Source organism: Klebsiella indica, assembly GCF_005860775.1.
Taxonomy (GTDB): Bacteria; Pseudomonadota; Gammaproteobacteria; order Enterobacterales; family Enterobacteriaceae; genus Klebsiella; species Klebsiella indica.
Map to the genome: position 1 here is coordinate 197,136 of NZ_VCHQ01000005.1, position 17,285 is coordinate 214,420.

Below are 17,285 nucleotides of genomic sequence, written 5' to 3' on the forward strand. Positions count from 1 at the left end.
CTGTTATGGATGGAAATAGATAAACTGGACATCAGAAACCGAAAACATCCGCTCGCGCTGTAAAATCACATGCGCACCGCCGCCCTGTCCTTGTAACCAGCGGGAATAAAGCCCTTCAAGGACGGCGCTGAAAGCATTACACCAGCGGATACGGCGCGCTTCATCACGGCTGACCGGCAGCGCCTGATGACGTAATCGCAGGCAATCCTCGCTAACCTCAACGCTTACAAAGCCCCACTGAAAGCGGCTCAGCTGCGCATTAATATTGGCTTCCAGTTGGCCGACCGTCTCTGATTCCGGCAATGGATGCTCATCAGCCAGCGCCTCGCCCATCTGCCGCAGAAAAGGCTGGCTCTCCAGCTCCCCTGCGTTGTTGACCATGCCGTCAACCATAATCAGTAACAGATCGAACCATCCGACTGGCGTTTGCTGCTGCTGAAACCAGGTGATAACCAGAGCATTATTATTGTCCGTCATGATCAGTTGTCTCCCAGCATATAGCGAATATAAAGACCGGCAGTGCTCTCGTTATAGTCGCCGAAAGTATCATAGCCAACCTGGCCGCCAAGCGTCATCTGTTTGTTAACTTTGTAATCCGCGCCGGCGCGCAGAGTGTAGCCGATACCGCTCTTCGAGGTGGCTGAATAGTATGCCTCTTTGGCAAAACCATCGGTTACCGCAGACTCAAGAGTCTGCTGCCATTCGGAGTTGGTCGGGAAATAGGCGCTCTTATCCTGGCTGTAAGATTGATAGCCCACCGATCCGCCAAGCTTCATCGTCCAGTTATCATATTTCTCCATCAGGCTGACCGGTAGCGACACGCTGACATAGTTCTGCGGGCTGAAATAACCCCCCTGCCCGTAGGTGAAGTAGCTAAGGTTTTTCGAGAAATCCATGTAGCTCATACTCAACCCGGCCTGTAGCTGACGATACTCATCATGGTAAGGCCGCAGATAAACCCCGGCATTGGCATTGATGCTGGTGTTGCTGGCAACGTTTTTCCCAAGGTAGCTATAGCCCCCGCCGCCAACGTAAAAGCCGGCATCGCCATCGTCATAGCTCAGTTGCAAAGTACCGCCGTTTTTCGTCACCTGGCCCCAGGTTTTGCCGGAGTAGGCGTCCTGCAGGCCGACATAGGAGAGCAGGCTGTCGGTGATCGCACGACGTTCGCCGGTAAAAATTAACGACAGATAGTTGGTCAGCTTCGGCGACCACTTAACGCCACCTACCAGAGTGTTGAGATCCTGCCCCAATGGGGTGCTACCAATATCGGCCCGGTAGTTATCACCGCTCAGCGCCATATTAAGTTCAACGCCATTCGCATTTTGCGAATTCGTCGTGCCGCTCGCTTCGTCTACGTTCGGCTTCAGACTTGATGCAGTAAGATATTCATAAACCTGTCCAGAGTCGTAGGCCTTCAGCTTCGCCAGATTTTCCATACCGGTACTGGTCGTTGGGTTGTAATCCGACGCGCTTAACGTCCCCAGGCCGTTCAGCGTTTCTGCTCCCGGATAGCTGGCATAAAGCGTCTCTTTCTCCGTATCGGTCATCGCTGCGATCGACTTCTGTTCGCTGGTAGCGGTAGAAATTATATTAGAGACCGCGTTCGACAACGGGTTCGAGCCATAGCGCCGCCAGGCATCGCCGGTTGCGGTTCCGGCGTTCAAGGTAATTGGCGTAACGGTGAAATCGAAACGTGAATCACCGAACGGCGACGAAGACCAGGTCAACGGGGTTTTCAATTCGGTCAGCTTACTGGTGCCGGATTCACCATCGCGACCGCGCACCTCCATACCGGCCTGTAGCCAGGTCCCGGTTTTTTCCTGCAGGGACTCCATCATGGTATCGACCTGACGCAGCGTACGCGCCTGCGCGGTTTCAACCGGCAGATCGGGACGCTGGATCCCCGGCAACGTACTGCCATCGCCAGTCGAAACCTGGGAAACCTGCCATGGCATATATAACCCGTAGGCGGAAGCCGTGCGCGTTGCCGGTGATGTGCGCGAAACGCCAAGAAACGGGTTGTCCGCCGCCAGCAAGCCGCCCACTGTCGGCGTTTGCGCGCTGTTGCTGCTCTGTAATCCCAACAGCCTGCCGCGGGCGCTACGCAGGTACGTCATCGCCTGCTGGTGCTCCCCCTGGGATTCGGCGACACGCGCCAGCAGCAGTAAACGGTCCGGCGAATTATCCGGCCGCAGACCGCTCGCCAGCTGTGCCGCCCGGTCGTTATCCCCCTCCGATAGCGCGACATTAATGGCGCCGCTGCGCGCGTCCTGATTCGGCGTATCGTGGGTCATCAGATAGTCGTACACCACCCCGGCTTCTTTGTTCATTTTGCCGCTCTGATAGAGACGCGCCATCGCGAACATCAAGTCTGTGTTTTGCGGATCGCTCTGCATCGCACGCATCAGCTTGTCATACGCCGCCGCGTAATTGCCCTGTTCCCGCAGGTGGTCCGCTTCATTAATCACGTAACCATTGCTAATACTGGCCAGTTGCGTTGGCGTACTGTTTGCCTGTAACTGTGGATTAGTCAACAGTTGCTGTGCTTCTTGAGTCAGACCCGCCTGATTGAGCACGGTTATCTGATCGGCATAATCTCCGGCATTACCGGAAATACCGTGGTTGATGTTGTTGCGCACCAGCGATACCGCCGTGCTGATATCGCCGCTCTCGGCCAGCAGTCGCGCCAGTTTACCGACATCCGCCGGCGCTTCTGGCGGCGTCCCGGCCATCGCCCTTAACGTATTGGACGCGGCGACGGTATTCCCCTGCGCCAGATAACTTTCCGCGATCGACAGTTGCAGATTGTAGTTTACCCGCTGACGCAACTCGCGCATCTGGCTGGTCTGTCTGGCGGCGGGAATTCTCGCCAGCAGGGTTTGCGCCTGCTGCCAGCCGCCGTTATCACTGGCAAAAAGGGCGGCGGCGTACAGCGAGTCGCTGTTGGCGCCAGGGCGCCAGGCGGCGGTCATAATCGAGTTTGCCTCATCGCCAGCGCCGGACTTTTGCAACAGTCGGGCTAAATCGAGGCGCATCCAGGCATCGTCCGGATAGCGCGAGACGCCCTGGCGCAGCGTAGCGATAGCGCCCGCCACGTTGCCGTTACTGGACTGCGCCTGAGCCTGTCGGCGCAGAGAATCACCCGGATTACCGACGATCGCCCTGGGCTGGAGCTTTTGCTGCAGGCTTTCCGGCAGCGTTTGCAGCATCGCCTGCGCTTCCGCCGTTTTATTTTGTTCGCGCAGAACGTAATAGAGATTCTCCCGCGCCGGGCCATTTTGCGGCTGTTCATTAAGTAATGACCGCAACGTTTGCTCGGCCTGCGGCAAATCTTTGTTGTGACGCAATACATCAGCGCGGAAGAGCTTCGCCGCCGCGCCCTGCGTGCCGCTCTGCTGCGCCAGCGGTGCGGAAAGCGCCAGCGCCTGGCTAATGTTGCCCTGTTTATAGGCCTGCTGCGCCTGCGCGAGCTGACCATAAAACAGCGCATCCGCCGCCTGCTGACGCCGGGTTTGCGCAGCATCGCCGCCGAGATCCGCCGCCCGACTCAAATATTGAGACGCCGCCTGAAAATCGCCGCTACGCTGAGCGATATAGCCCATTCCGGCCAGCGCGTCCGCATCCTGCGGGTTGGCCTGCAGAACCTGCTCAAATTGTTTTTTCGCCGCGGGGATATTACCGCTGTTCAGATCGGCATATCCCTGGCCGCGCGCCTGGCCATTGCGCCGTTCGCGGAAGTAGTTCTGCACTTCGCTATCCTGCGGGTGACGCTGCATCCAGTTATCATAAAACGGCTCGTCCCCCGCCTGCGGCCCCATCCACAACAGTGCCTGCCGCAGCCCGCTGTCGGCTTCTTTGCTGCCGCTGGCCATCGGTTCCAGCATAGCAATCCCTTCCCGGCGGGTCTCTTCGCGCCAGGTCAGCACCTTGCCCAATGCCACGCGCGCCCCGTTCTCCTGCGGATGCTGCGCAACATACTGACGCAGTTCACTCAGGGCCTGCGGATAGAGCGACTTGTCGCTGGCCATCGTCATGTAGTATTCCGCCGCCAGCCCGGAAGGCGGGACGTTGCCGTTAAACATGCTCCGCCAGGTCGCCAGCGCAGCGGGAATATTGCCGCTTCGCGCCTGCTGTCTTGCCAGATTCAGTTGCCCCTGCGGCACCTGCGCCATTTTTTTGGCGCTATCCAGTTCCTGTAAATCAGGACTATCGGGCGCCACTTTCGCCAGCCGCTCCCGCCACTGGGCCGCCGCCTGGAGATCCCCTCCCTGTTGCGCCCACAGCGCCATCAGATATAGCGCCCGGGTGTTGTCGGCATCCACCGACAACACTTTCTGCAGCGACTCCATCGCCAGCTCGTCGTGGGATTTTTCATGCCAGTAGTTTGCCTGGGCAAACAATGCCTGCAGCGCCGCATCGTTACCTGCCGCCCGAGCCTCGCTGAACGCGCCGAGCGTCAGCACGCCGGACAGGCACAGCGTGGAAATCTGGCGGACGGCCTTGTTATTCATTCTGCTCACTCTTTTCATTGGCGATCCCCCGCCTCCAGGCGCTTACGAGCATGACGTTTAAACATGGCGGTCAGCGCCAGTCCCAGAATTGATGTGGCGATCAGCCCCAGCAACGCCAGCAGGCCGGAGTGCTGGTTGGCGTACCACACCGCCATCATGTACCAGGGCATCTGGCCGCTGGGGAATGGGGTACTGACCTGAAAACTGCGCACGCCATTCTCACTGGTGATCACTGCCGTATCGCCGCGAATACCGGCATTGATACGCGCGGAATTAAGATCGTTTTCCAGTTTCGCCAGCTGATCGTCATTACTGGCCATCGCGACCACCACCAGTCGTTGGGCATTCCACGGCGACCGGTAGCTGATAAAACCGCGCCAGGCGCTTCGGGAGGATAGATAGCGGTCAGCGTCCATACCGTCCGAAGCCCAGTCGCCGCTTAGCTTGCGCTCTATTTTTGCCCACAGCGTCGGTTCGCGTACGCTAAGCAGATTATCGACCGGGTTATAGGGAGAGTCGGCCAACAGACGCTGGTTAAACCCTTTTTGATCAAGGGAGCTCACCGCCAGCACATCGCGATCGCGCAGGTACTGTAAACTCGCGCCGCCATCAGGAATGCCTAATACAACCCGGTTATTCACCAGCGCTTCCCCGGTTGAATTTCCTGAACGCGCGGCCAGGTTCAGCAGGGTCGCCACCTGTGTCTCGGAAGGATGCTCAGGCAGCAGCAGGGTGGTTTGCGAGTAATCCGCTAACCGCGAAAAGGGGAATGACGCACCAACAAAATAAGAGAGGTTCGGTAACAAAGAGAAGTGTCGCGTACTGCTCAAATCAATCCATGAATCGTCGGTGAGACGGCTCTTGATATTGCTGTTCAACAATACGGAACAGGGAGCATTGTCCTTCGGCACCAGGTTGAAATAGAGCGAAAGCTGGTTATCGCCGTAAATCAGATACGGCGCCAGCGGAATAGTAAAACGCTCCTGGCGCGCATCGCCGCCCAGGTAACGCCAGAGCTTCTCCAGCGGCCCCTGCTTGTTCATCGGCAGGTTGTTGAGGAAGGTGTTGTTGAGCGTCACGCTTAACAACGACTTATCTTCATTAATCCAGCTCTCGGACGGGAAGCGATAGCCAATCCGCAAAGGGATGGTTTCGCCGTCCCATAGATAGAGATCCGGCGCCGCGCGGAAGGCCACACGTAGCGGCTCATGCCATACGCCGTTAACGGTCATACTTTGATCTTTACGTAGCAGTTCGCTGAGTTTTACCGGGCGATCGGTGGCTATCCAGCGCGGCGCATCGTACGGTTTGCCGAGCGGAATAGCCTGCGGCGCAACCGTCATACTGGCAGTCTGCGGGGCGAAATCGCCGCGCGTCAGCCGCCAGGCGGCCATGCGCAGCGCGGCGTCATTCCGTCCAACAATCAGCAGCAGCTTGTAGGCGGGATTACCCGGATTTTCAATAACCTGTAGCAACGGTTTGTCGGTTTGCGGTAGCGTCAGCCCCCCAACCTGCTCGCCTGGATGGCCGATAATAATGCCATGTTTCTCCGGCAGGCGATCGCGCAGGGCATCGAACTCGATACCGCGATAGTCGGCCTGAATCCCCAACCATGACGACACCAGCGCCGCCGCGCTGAAGATATCCGCCGTCGCGTTCTGCGGATAGGCAATGGCGATATCCGCCGGGGTCATCTGCATACTGTCGAAAAACGGGCGCGGAAAATAGCTTAAATCATTACTGATATTGAGCTGCTGACTCTCCCAGCTAAAGTGAGAGGCGGGCAAAATGGTCACCCGCGACGTATCATGGTTATCCAGCCGACACTGCATGCCATCGCCGTCGTTAATTTTAAAGCTCAGGTTGTTGCTGGAAACCATCAGCTCCGCCGGGATATCCAGCTGATAATGCGAAATGTCCTTGCCCTCAGCCCCCAGCGGTAAGGTACCAAGCGGCTGGCCATTCAGCATTAATTGCAGCGTGGCGTTGCGGGTCGCCATCTCCGGCGAAACCTTCACCTCCAGCATCAGTTGGGCATGAGTGACCACCTGATCGGCGGGCAACGTAAAGCTGGCCCCTCCCTGATTTTGCCCGCCGCTCAGCATAATGCCGTCCGGCCGGCCCATCTGCGTCAGGTTCAAATCACCACCGACAACCGGCGTTAAGGGGAGCGTATCGGGTGTGTCAGAGATGACCGGCGGCGGCATCGCCGGCAGCGAAGTCGATTCGGTCGTGGCCGCTGAATTGGATTCCGCTGCCGATTCGGCAACCGCCGCGCTGCCGCCCCCCGCATCAGGTAACGGGAAGTTCAGTTGCGATAAGGAATGTACAGGCGTCTCCTCGCTATGCAACGCAGGCACAGCGAACAGACCAACCAGCAGCGCAAGCGCCGTTAAACGTTTCATAAGCCGCCATCCTCCCGCGCGGGGTTCGCCGCAGGTGGCTGGCGACGCTGGCTGCGCGTTTTCCATGTCAGCCAGAACAGATCAAATACGCAGCGCAAAATGGTAGCAAAAGAGCGGAACGGATTGTCCTGCGGACGCGGCGGATTAATCCACGCATCGGCGCGCGCCAGTACCACACGGACCAGTTCGCGGCGACGGGACAGCGGGATATGTTCATCAAACTGCAGGCGGACAAAACGATCGTCGCCCGTGACCTGACGAACGGGAATCGCAATCGCCCCGGACTGGAGGAGCAGTTCAATCGCTTCAATCTCATCCTGCTGGTGACGCTTATCCGGCGCGACAACACGGCATCCCCCCATTGACAGGTCGGCAGTATGGCTACGAGAGACAATGCCGCTGGTATAGTGGATGAGTACCGGAATATCGACATCAATACGAATCGTCTTGCGCACCTGGCGACTTTCCCGCGCGACGGCGATAGCGGCCAGCAGGAAGATCAGGCTGTAAATCCCCCAGCCAACGTTCAGCGCGATAACCCACGGGTCCGATCCAAAGTAATCGTGGCCGACGGCACGGACAATACCCACCACCACGCCCAGGCCCAGCAGACCAGCAACAACCAGGTGCGGCCTGACGACCGTAAAATCAAAATAGCCGACATCAAGCAAGCCGCCTTTATCGGTGACGTTGAATTTCCCGCGCTTAGGGAAAATCATCGTCACCAGCGTCGGTAGCACCAGATGGAACGCCAGTACGATATCGTAAATTTCCCCCCAGAAGCTGTAGCGATAGCGACCATTCATCCGCGATCCAACATAAATCGCGAGGAACAGATGCGGCAGCGCGTAGGAAACAACCAGACTCGCCGAAGAGTAGATGATATTCAGGTTAAACAGCAGATAAGCCAGCGGCGCGGTAACAAACACCACCCGCGGCAGAGCAAACTGATAGTAAAGCATGGCGCTGAGGTAACAGAGGCGTTGCTGAAACGTCAGCCCGCGCCCCAATAAGGGATTATCGAGACGGAAGATTTGCGTCATCCCGCGCGCCCAGCGGGTACGCTGGATCACGTGTACGACCAGGCGTTCAGTGGCCAGACCCGCCGCCAGCGGAATATCGAGAAACGCCGATTTCCAGCCCAGACGCTGGAACTTCAGCGCGGTATGCGCATCTTCTGTCACCGTTTCAACCGCAAAACCGCCAATCTGATCGAGCGCGGTGCGGCGAATAACGGCACAGGATCCGCAAAAAAAGGTCGCATTCCAGTTGTCGTTACCCTGCTGAATCGGGCCATAAAACAGCATCCCTTCGTTGGGGATATTGCGGCCAACGGAGAGGTTACGCTCAAAGGGGTCCGGCGAGTAGAAGTAGTGTGGTGTCTGCACCAGCGCCAGCATCGGATCGTTAAGGAACCCGCCGACCGTCGCCTGCAGGAACACGCGGGTCGCCACATGGTCGCAGTCAAAAACGCAAATGAGTTCGCCGTTGGTCAGGGTCATCGCATGATTCAGGTTACCCGCCTTGGCGTGTTTGTTATCGTTACGGGTGATATACCCCACCCCAACATCGGCGGCAAAAACGGCGAAATCGCTGCGTTTACCATCATCCAGCAGATAAATTTTTAACTTATCTGCTGGATAATCAATACATTGTGCCGCCAGCACGGTATCGCGAACCACCTCAAGCGGTTCGTTATAGCTCGGAATGTAGATATCGACCGTCGGCCACGTGCTCATATCATCCGGCAGCGGAACGATTTCACGCTTCAGCGGCCAGACCGTCTGCAGGTAGTTCAGCAGCAACATCACCCAGATATACACTTCCGCCAGAAACAGCCCCATCCCCAGAATCGCTTCGATGGTGGAGTTAAAATGCAGGGTCTGCGTTAAACGGAAATACATATAACGGGTCGACATGAGCAGTGATGTCACAACCATAATGACGGAGACACTGCGGTTCTTGCTGAACCCCATGATGAGGAGGATACCGATACTCAGCAGGCCAAAAATATACTGCTTTTGACTGTCCATCGGCGTGATCACAACCAGCGCAGCAACGGGCGCAAGCACCAGTACCAGTAACCAAAAAAGAGATTTTTTCATTCAGCCGCCCTGCGATTTAATTAAAGCCCTGACCTGCGTGGCGGGTTGTACACCGTGCCATCGCCAATATTAATACCCAACTGCGCAGAGATTTTTTTGGCGATAATTTCAATATCAAAGGCGGCTGCGGAGGAAGAATTAAAGTCAAGAATCGATTTCTGGGACGCATTTGCCTCCACCACGCTTTCATCGCGATGGATAATGCCCAGCAGATGGTCACCCAGCTTTTGTTCCATTAACGCGGTGACATCGCGACTCACCTGACGGCGGCTATCGCTCTGGTTAATCACAAAATAGTGCCCGTGCTTATCGTTGAGTTCGCCGCCGGTCAGGCGCTGTTTTTCGACATGCGACAGCACGGACATCGATGCGGTATCCGCCAGCAGCGGTATCAGATGCATATCCGCAAGGGGGGTCAACGCCGTCAGCGCCGGGGAAGGGCCCGGCGGCAGATCGGCGATAATAATCAGCCCCGGATAATTGAGCAGTGCAGCCAGGCCGCGCGTCAGAAAGTGCTCGTCATGAACCAAATGCTCATCAAAAGCCACGCGCTGAGCCGGACTCACCTCACCATAGGGTAAGACAAAAATATTACTGCCGGCGCTCAGTACGCACTGGCTCCAGTCGTGGAGTTCCAGCGCTTTCGCCACATAGCCGCGTTCATCGCTAAGAGGAACGCCAAAATGCAGACGCAGAGCGTTCTGCACATCAAAATCAAGGGCCAGAACTTTACTCCCCGCTCTGGCCAACGCCCAGGCCAGGTTTGCCGCGAGGGTCGTTTTGCCTACGCCGCCTTTCGGAGAACAGACACAAATCAACGGCATGTTGCAATCCTTTCTAAGAGTGATTTCAGAGGCTGATCTTTACCTTTCGCTACCGGCCCGGCCGTCACCGTTTGCGTCGCGAAGAGATGGGCGAAGCCTCCCGTCGTCGATGTTATCGCCGGGCGAGATCTGATTGCGGGCGCAGGCACGCGGGGCGGTGTCGGTTGAGACATCACCGCCTGGGTAACAGGCTCAGGCGCCGTGACGTTTTCCTGCACAACCGTTTCAACGGCAGCCGGTTCGGAGGTCTCCGTCACCGAAACAGGCTGCGCTGATGCCGCGACAGGTTCAGGAGCCGTTGCCACCGGAGCAACCAACGATGGCGAAGGTACGGCCTGAACGGGGTGACTTTCAACGCGAGTAAACGTATCGACAGAAACCAACTGCGGTGAGGGAAGTGAAACGGTCTCAGCCATCGCTAAAGTAGGTTCTTCCGTTACGGGCATAAGCTGATTGAGGATAGCCCAATCCCCTTTTTCACCAACGGCGGTTTCTGATGAAAGGTCCTTGAATTGTAAACGCTGTGTTCGCGTTTTTTCCTTGAAGCGCTGTAAGTCATCATAATGGTTCATCGATAACCTCATGATTTTAAATATATCATATTTTTAATCTGTTTTAATTGTCATTCAACGCCGCTAAAGCATAGAGACATTTTCTGGCAAACCGCCACGTCGTTGGCGGGCCAGGGACCCGGTCCATCCTTGCGCTGCATCGTTACTGGTTGCCACTTCGCGACATGCGAATCCGTTGCTGACAGATTTGCCGCTCATTGCGGTCAGTCACTCTCTCTGTTGCCGTTTTGATGCATCAGGGAGTTTTATAAAGAGTTTATTTAGACCCTTACCCGGCGTTATGTCCGCCACCTTACGCTAACGTTAATATGAGGTTAATTGTTTTGAATAAGTCAGGCTGGGTGTCATTTCATCGCGATAATACAGCTACACTATCAATTCTTTTTCAAAATCATAGTCCCATTTTTTGGGTGGCTGCGTTGTCTATCTCGTGCGTACCCTCTGCCAGGCGATTAGCATAGGGGCGTTTTTATACTACCGACAGGCTTTGTTGAATAAATCAGATTTCAAACAAGTCTCCCTGTCAGAAGTCCGACTCTCTGCGCAAGTCAGCCGATAGCCGTTAAAATTCGTTGCCGACGAATTGTTACTTACCTACCGTCGTGACGTATCCTCAATAATTTTATATACCCGTCATACTTCAAGTTGCTTATGCGTTGGCTACACTCACTCCAGTCACATCGTTATCTATGCTCCTGGGGACTCACGCCCTTGCCGCCTTTAAGCAACGCGAATTATTTAGGGTATAGATAAACTTTTAAATTAAGCGTAATGCACACCTGCAGAATACTAAAGCGCGTTCATTTTAATATTTTTTGATCTTAATCCGCCATATTTAATCAGGGTAAATTATCGTCATACCCGCAGCGTCTGGACAGCCCGGGGAGGTTTTGCTCCCCCGGACTCCACTGCGGCTACCGCGTCCCCACATACCGTCATTCAGGCGGAATTAGCGGCCCTCGCCTGACCGCCAATAAAGCCGATAACGCAACTGAACAGGCTAACCTGACCAACATTCAGTCCGGTTCGCCAGTTTTATCTCCGACTGCATTACGCCAGCGGCTTCTCTCCATTGAGATCCTGATCGACCGCAAAACAGGCCACCAGTTGACCATTATAATCCTTCAACTGCGGCTGTAGTTGGGTACATGGGCCGAAACGGCGGCGACAGCGGGCGTTAAACGCACAGCCCGGCGGCGGGCTCAGCGGGCTCGGCAGTTCGCCAGTCAGCTTAATACGCTCACGGCGATCATCCGGGTTCAGGCGCGGTGTCGCCGACAATAGCGCCTGAGTATACGGATGCTGCGGATTATTAAAGATTTGATCCTTCGACCCTTTCTCCACGCAGCGGCCTAAATACATCACCATCACTTCATCAGCGATGTGCTCCACGACCGACAGGTCGTGGGAGATAAATACGTAAGACAGCCCCAGTTCCTGCTGCAAATCCATCATCAGATTCAGCACCTGCGCACGTACCGACACATCCAGTGCGGAAACCGGCTCATCGGCAATCACCACGTCCGGGTCCAGCATCAGACCGCGGGCGATAGCGATACGCTGACGCTGCCCGCCTGAGAACATATGCGGATAACGGTCATAATGTTCCGTTTTCAGGCCCACCTTCGCCATCATCGCCAGTGCTTTCTCACGGCGCTGCGCCTGGCTCAGCGACGTATTGATCCGCAGCGGTTCTTCGAGAATCTGCCCGACCTTTTTTCGCGGATTCAACGAACCGTAGGGGTTCTGGAACACTATCTGGATTTTCTGCCGACGCAGTTTCTGCGCGTGCGGATCGCGCTTAAGCAGGTTCTGCCCCTGATAATAGAGCTCACCGCTGGTGGGGGTTTCAATCATCGTCAGCAGACGGCCAAGCGTTGACTTCCCACAGCCGGATTCACCGACAACCGCCAGCGTTTTACCCCGCTCAAGGGTGAACGAGACGCCATCCAGCGCTTTTACCAGACGTTCCTGCGAGAAAAGCCCCTTCTTCACAGGGTAGTGTTTTTTCAAATCGGTGGCCAGCAACAGCGGCTGTTGCGTGGTGGCCTCATGCATACTCATAGCCCCGGCCTCCCGGCATCATCAAGTGGGTAGTGGCATTTCGACTGGCGTCCGCCGTTAAGCAAGTTCAGTTCAGGTTCTTCACTACGACATTTGTCGGTCGCATAGGGGCAACGCGGGTTAAGCAGGCAGCCATTCGGGCGATCATATTTTCCCGGCACCACCCCCGGCAGCGAAGCGAGACGCGCTTTATCCTGAGCAAACTCCGGCAACGCCCGTAGCAGCGCCTGAGTGTACGGATGACGCGGCGCGCGGAAAATGTCTTTCGCATCGCCGGTTTCCACCACCTGACCGGCGTACATGACGATGATTTTGTGCGCCGCTTCCGCCACCAGCGCCAGATCGTGCGTAATCAGGATCAGCGCCATGTTCTCTTTCTGCTGCAGTTCCAGCAGTAGTTCGATGATCTGCGCCTGAATGGTGACATCCAGCGCCGTCGTGGGTTCATCGGCAATCAGCAGCTTTGGCCGACAGGCAATGGCCATCGCAATCATTACGCGCTGACTCATCCCGCCGGACAACTGGTGCGGATAGACATCAAGACGGGAAGCCGGATCGGGAATACCGACCAGCGTCAGCAGGTCAATTGCCCGCTGCCGACGGGTTTTCTTATTGCCGCCCTGATGCACCTTAATCGCTTCCATGATCTGGAAACCAACGGTGTAGCACGGATTCAGGCTGGTCATCGGGTCCTGGAAGATCATCGCTACTTCCGCCCCCACCAGGTTGCGACGCTCTTTCTCAGAGATGCGCTGCAAGTCCTGACCGTTAAACGCCAGTTTTTCCGCCATGACGCGACCCGGGAAATCAATCAGCCCCATAATCGCCAGCGAGCTGACCGATTTCCCAGAGCCGGACTCGCCGACAATCCCGATCACTTCCCCCTGATCGACACTGTAGCTCACGCGGTCTACGGCGCGGAACGGCGTCCCTTCGTCACCGAAGTGCACCGATAGTTTATTTACATTTAATAACGCCATCTCGAACCTCTTACTGCTTCAGTTTGGGATCGAGCGCGTCACGCAGACCGTCACCCATCAGGTTAAATGCCAGCACCGTCAGCAGGATCGCAATCCCCGGAAAGGTCACGACCCACCAGGCGCTCTGCGCGAACTGCAACACGTCGGAGAGCATGGTGCCCCACTCCGGCGTCGGCGGCTGCGCACCCATGCCAAGGAAGCCAAGAGCGGCCATATCGAGAATGGCGTTAGAGAAGCCCAGCGACGCCTGAACGATCAGCGGCGCAAGGCAGTTAGGAAGAATGTTGATGAACATCTGGCGCATCGCCCCCGCGCCCGCCACCCGCGACGCGGTCACGTAATCGCGGCTCACCTCCACCAGTACCGCCGCGCGCGTCAGACGCACGTAGTGCGGCAAGGCGACAAACGTCAGCGCCAGCGAAGCATTCACAATAGAGGGACCGAAGATGGCCACCAGCACCAGCGCCAGCAGCAGGCTCGGCAACGCCAGCATGATATCAACGATGCGCATGATGATGGCGTCAACGACGCCGCCGAAATAGCCGGCCACCAGGCCGAGCACCACGCCAAGAATCAGCGATAGCACCACGACCAGACAACCAACCAACAGAGACAGGCGCGCGCCGTACATCAGGCGCGACAGGATATCGCGGCCAACATCATCGGTGCCGAGCAGATGCGACATACTCCCACCGTCCTGCCAGAACGGCGGCGCCAGCAATGTATCGCGGAACTGATCCGCCGGGTTATAGGGCGCAATGACGTTGGCAAACACGGCAATAATGATCATCGCCATGACGTAGACCAGCCCAATGACGGCGCCTTTGTTGCGTTTAAAATAGTGCCAGAACTCCTGCAGAGGGGTCATCGGCACCGGTGCGGCGACAATTTTATTTTCAGTAACGTGTGACATGATGGCCCCTTACTTCTTATGCCGGATACGCGGGTTCACCACGCCATACAACAGATCGACCAGCAGGTTGACGAGAATAATCATCGTTGCCACCAGCAGTACCCCGCCCTGCACCACCGGATAGTCGCGGCGCTGCAGCGCGTCAATCAGCCAGCGACCGAGGCCCGGCCAGGAGAAGATCGTTTCTGTCAGGATAGCCCCCGCCAGCAGCGTACCAACCTGCAACCCAATCACCGTAACCACCGGCAACATTGCGTTACGTAGCGCATGAACGACGATCACCCGCATACGCGTCAGACCTTTCGCACGCGCGGTGCGGATATAATCCTCACCCAACACTTCCAGCATTGATGAACGGGTCATTCGTACAATCACCGCCAGCGGGATAGTGCCCAGCACCACCGCCGGTAGGATCATGTGCATCAGCGCATCGATAAAATCCCCCGGCTCCCCCCAAATCGCGGTATCAATCAGCATAAAGCCGGTTAGCGGCAGGGTATCGTCAAGGAAAACGGTATCGCTGATGCGCCCGGAGACCGGCGTCAGATTGAGCTGTACCGAAACCAGCATAATCAGCATCATGCCCCACCAGAAGATAGGCATGGAATAACCGGTCAGCGCGAGGCCGACTGAGGCGTGGTCGAAGATAGAACCGCGTTTGACCGCCGCCAACACGCCCACCGGGATCCCGACGATGACGGCGAAAATCATTGCGCAAATGCCCAGTTCCATCGTCGCCTTAAAGCGCGGCACGAACTCATCCCATACGGGAATACGGCTTTTCAGCGAGATGCCTAAATCACCGTGCATCACACCCCAAATATAGTGAACGTACTGTTGCCACAGCGGCTTATTAAGGCCCATTTCGGCCAGTAGCTGTGCGTGACGTTCAGGGGAAATACCACGTTCACCCGCCATAATCATCACCGGATCGCCGGGGATCATATGAACGAAGGCAAAAGTGAGAAGGGTAATACCGATAAATGTCGGGATGACAAGTCCCAAACGTCGGAGAATGAACTGCAACATAACCCGGATTCTCTTTAGTGACGGCCCGTCTGGTGACAGGACGTCTGTATTGCTCACAGATTTTATCCCACGCATACACCACTGCGGGGTAAAGCATTACGCCAGATGGCGCCGCGCCAGTCCGGCCTGTTACGGTAGGACCGGGTAAGCGCGGCGCCGCAGGCATGGGGTGTCAAAGCACCCCTGACTTTTAATTATTCAATAGAGACGTTATCGAAGTGGTGTTTACCCAGTGGATCAACCACATAGCCTTTGACCTCTTTACGTACAGGCTCATACACGGTGGAGTGAGCAATGATCAATGCCGGGGCCTGGTCATGCATCACCACCTGAGCCTGTTTGTACAGCTCAACGCGTTTGTTGTGGTCGTCGGTAGCGCGGGCCGGTTGAATCAGGTCTTCAAACGGCTTGTAGCACCAGCGGGAGTAGTTAGAACCGTCTTTTGCCGCAGCGCAGCTGAACAGGGTCGCGAAGAAGTTATCCGGGTCCCCATTGTCACCGGTCCAGCCCATCATCACGGTCTGATGCTCGCCCGCTTTCGCGCGTTTCAGGTATTCGCCCCACTCGTAGGTGACGATCTTAGCTTTGACGCCAACTTTTGCCCAGTCAGCCTGAATCATCTCAGCCATACGGCGTGCGTTCGGGTTGTACGGACGCTGCACCGGCATCGCCCACAGGTCAATACTGAAGCCTTTTTCCAGGCCCGCTTCTTTCAGCAGCGCTTTCGCTTTCTCTGGATCGTAGGTGTAGTCTTTAACATCGTTGTTATAGCCCCACATGGTCGGCGGGATCAGGTTCTTCGCAGCCTGACCCGCGCCCTGGTAAACGGCTTTGATAATCGCTTCTTTATTGACGGCATAGGTCAGCGCCTGACGAACCCTCACATCATCCAGCGGTTTCTTCTCAGTATTGAAAGAGAGATAGCCTACGTTCAGGCCAGGCTGTTCCATCAAGGTGATGTTTTTGTCTTCTTTCATGCGCGCAATATCTGCCGGGTTCGGATACGGCATGATCTGGCATTCATTTTTTTGCAGCTTAGCGTAGCGCACGGAAGCATCAGGGGTAATTGAGAAGACCAGACGGTCAATCTTCGGCTTAGTACCCCAGTAGCCAGGGAAAGCTTTGTAGAGAATACGGGAGTCTTTCTGGTACTGCACCAGCTGGAATGGGCCAGTCCCGATGGGGTTCAGGTCCACTTTTTCCGGCGTACCGGCTTTCAGCATGTTATCGGCGTACTCTTTCGACAGAATCGAGGCGAAGTCCATGGCGAGGTCAGCGAGGAACGGTGACTCCGGGCGGGTCAGTACGAACTGGACGGTATAATCGTCCACTTTCTTCACTTCGCTAATCAGGTCCGGTAAGCCCATCCCTTCGAAGTATTCATAGCTGCCGCCAGACACCTGATGATATGGATTTTTTGGGTTTTTTTGTCTGTCGAATGAGAAGACAATGTCGTCGGCGTTCATCGTGCGGGTCGGTTTAAAATCCTTACTGCTCTGCCACTTCACACCTTTACGCAAATGGAAAGTATAGGTTTTGCCATCTGCGCTAACGTCCCACTTCTCCGCCAGGCCAGGAATAACTTCCGTCGTACCGGTTTTAAACTCGACCAGTCGATTATAAATCGGCACTGAACTGGCATCATAGGTGGTACCTGAGGTAAATAGCTGTGGGTTAAAGCCTTCCGGCGAACCTTCAGAACAATAAACCAGGGTTTTCGCTTGTACGCTTGCGGCAACGGTCATGGCCACCAGGCTGAGACCAAGCTTCAGCATCCCTGATTTTTTCAAGGAAATACTCATTATTCTGCTCCAAATGTGATGTTGTTTGCATATATCCGCCAGACCTTTATTTATTTTTATTCGTCATATTTCTGACT

The 17,285-nt window shown here is 55.9% G+C and carries 10 protein-coding genes and 1 pseudogene; all 11 read right to left on the bottom strand.

Annotated features, from left to right (window positions below):
- Positions 1-3: 3 nt before the first annotated feature.
- Positions 4-480: a cellulose biosynthesis protein BcsD gene (bcsD, locus tag FE839_RS04345; RefSeq protein ID WP_171034821.1), complete on the bottom strand. Its 477-nt coding sequence runs from the start codon at positions 478-480 to the stop codon at positions 4-6.
- The gene (locus tag FE839_RS04350; RefSeq protein WP_138359508.1) at positions 480-4,532 is read right to left on the bottom strand and encodes a cellulose biosynthesis protein BcsC; all 4,053 of its coding nucleotides are present in this window, start codon (positions 4,530-4,532) and stop codon (positions 480-482) included. The genes bcsD and FE839_RS04350 overlap by 1 nt, the downstream gene beginning before the upstream one ends.
- Positions 4,529-6,919 carry a cellulose biosynthesis cyclic di-GMP-binding regulatory protein BcsB gene (gene bcsB / locus FE839_RS04355; protein WP_138359510.1) on the bottom strand — a complete coding sequence of 797 codons (2,391 nt, stop codon included), beginning with the start codon at positions 6,917-6,919 and terminating at the stop codon, positions 4,529-4,531. The genes FE839_RS04350 and bcsB overlap by 4 nt, the downstream gene beginning before the upstream one ends.
- A complete protein-coding gene (gene bcsA / locus FE839_RS04360; RefSeq protein WP_138359512.1) occupies positions 6,916-9,024 on the bottom strand; it encodes a UDP-forming cellulose synthase catalytic subunit in 2,109 nt (702 codons plus the stop codon). Before bcsA ends, bcsB begins: the two co-directional genes overlap by 4 nt.
- 20 nt (positions 9,025-9,044) lie before the next feature.
- Positions 9,045-9,837 (bottom strand): annotated as a pseudogene (locus FE839_RS04365) (cellulose synthase operon protein YhjQ/BcsQ).
- Position 9,838: 1 nt separating this feature from the next.
- A complete protein-coding gene (bcsO, locus tag FE839_RS04370) occupies positions 9,839-10,420 on the bottom strand; it encodes a cellulose biosynthesis protein BcsO (RefSeq protein WP_138359516.1) in 582 nt (193 codons plus the stop codon).
- 1,050 nt (positions 10,421-11,470) lie between these two features.
- Positions 11,471-12,484, bottom strand: coding sequence for a dipeptide ABC transporter ATP-binding subunit DppF (gene dppF / locus FE839_RS04375; RefSeq protein ID WP_138359518.1), 1,014 nt, complete (start codon positions 12,482-12,484; stop codon positions 11,471-11,473).
- On the bottom strand, positions 12,481-13,464 hold the full coding sequence (gene dppD / locus FE839_RS04380; protein WP_138359520.1) for a dipeptide ABC transporter ATP-binding protein: 984 nt from the start codon (positions 13,462-13,464) through the stop codon (positions 12,481-12,483). Before dppD ends, dppF begins: the two co-directional genes overlap by 4 nt.
- Positions 13,465-13,474: 10 nt before the next feature.
- Entirely contained in the window at positions 13,475-14,377 is a 903-nt protein-coding gene (gene dppC / locus FE839_RS04385) for a dipeptide ABC transporter permease DppC (protein WP_138359522.1), read from the bottom strand.
- Positions 14,378-14,386: 9 nt separating this feature from the next.
- On the bottom strand, positions 14,387-15,406 hold the full coding sequence (dppB, locus tag FE839_RS04390) for a dipeptide ABC transporter permease DppB (RefSeq protein WP_138359524.1): 1,020 nt from the start codon (positions 15,404-15,406) through the stop codon (positions 14,387-14,389).
- A 194-nt stretch (positions 15,407-15,600) separates the two neighbouring features.
- Positions 15,601-17,208: a dipeptide ABC transporter periplasmic-binding protein DppA gene (gene dppA, locus FE839_RS04395; protein WP_138359526.1), complete on the bottom strand. Its 1,608-nt coding sequence runs from the start codon at positions 17,206-17,208 to the stop codon at positions 15,601-15,603.
- Between the last annotated feature and the right edge of the window lie 77 nt (positions 17,209-17,285).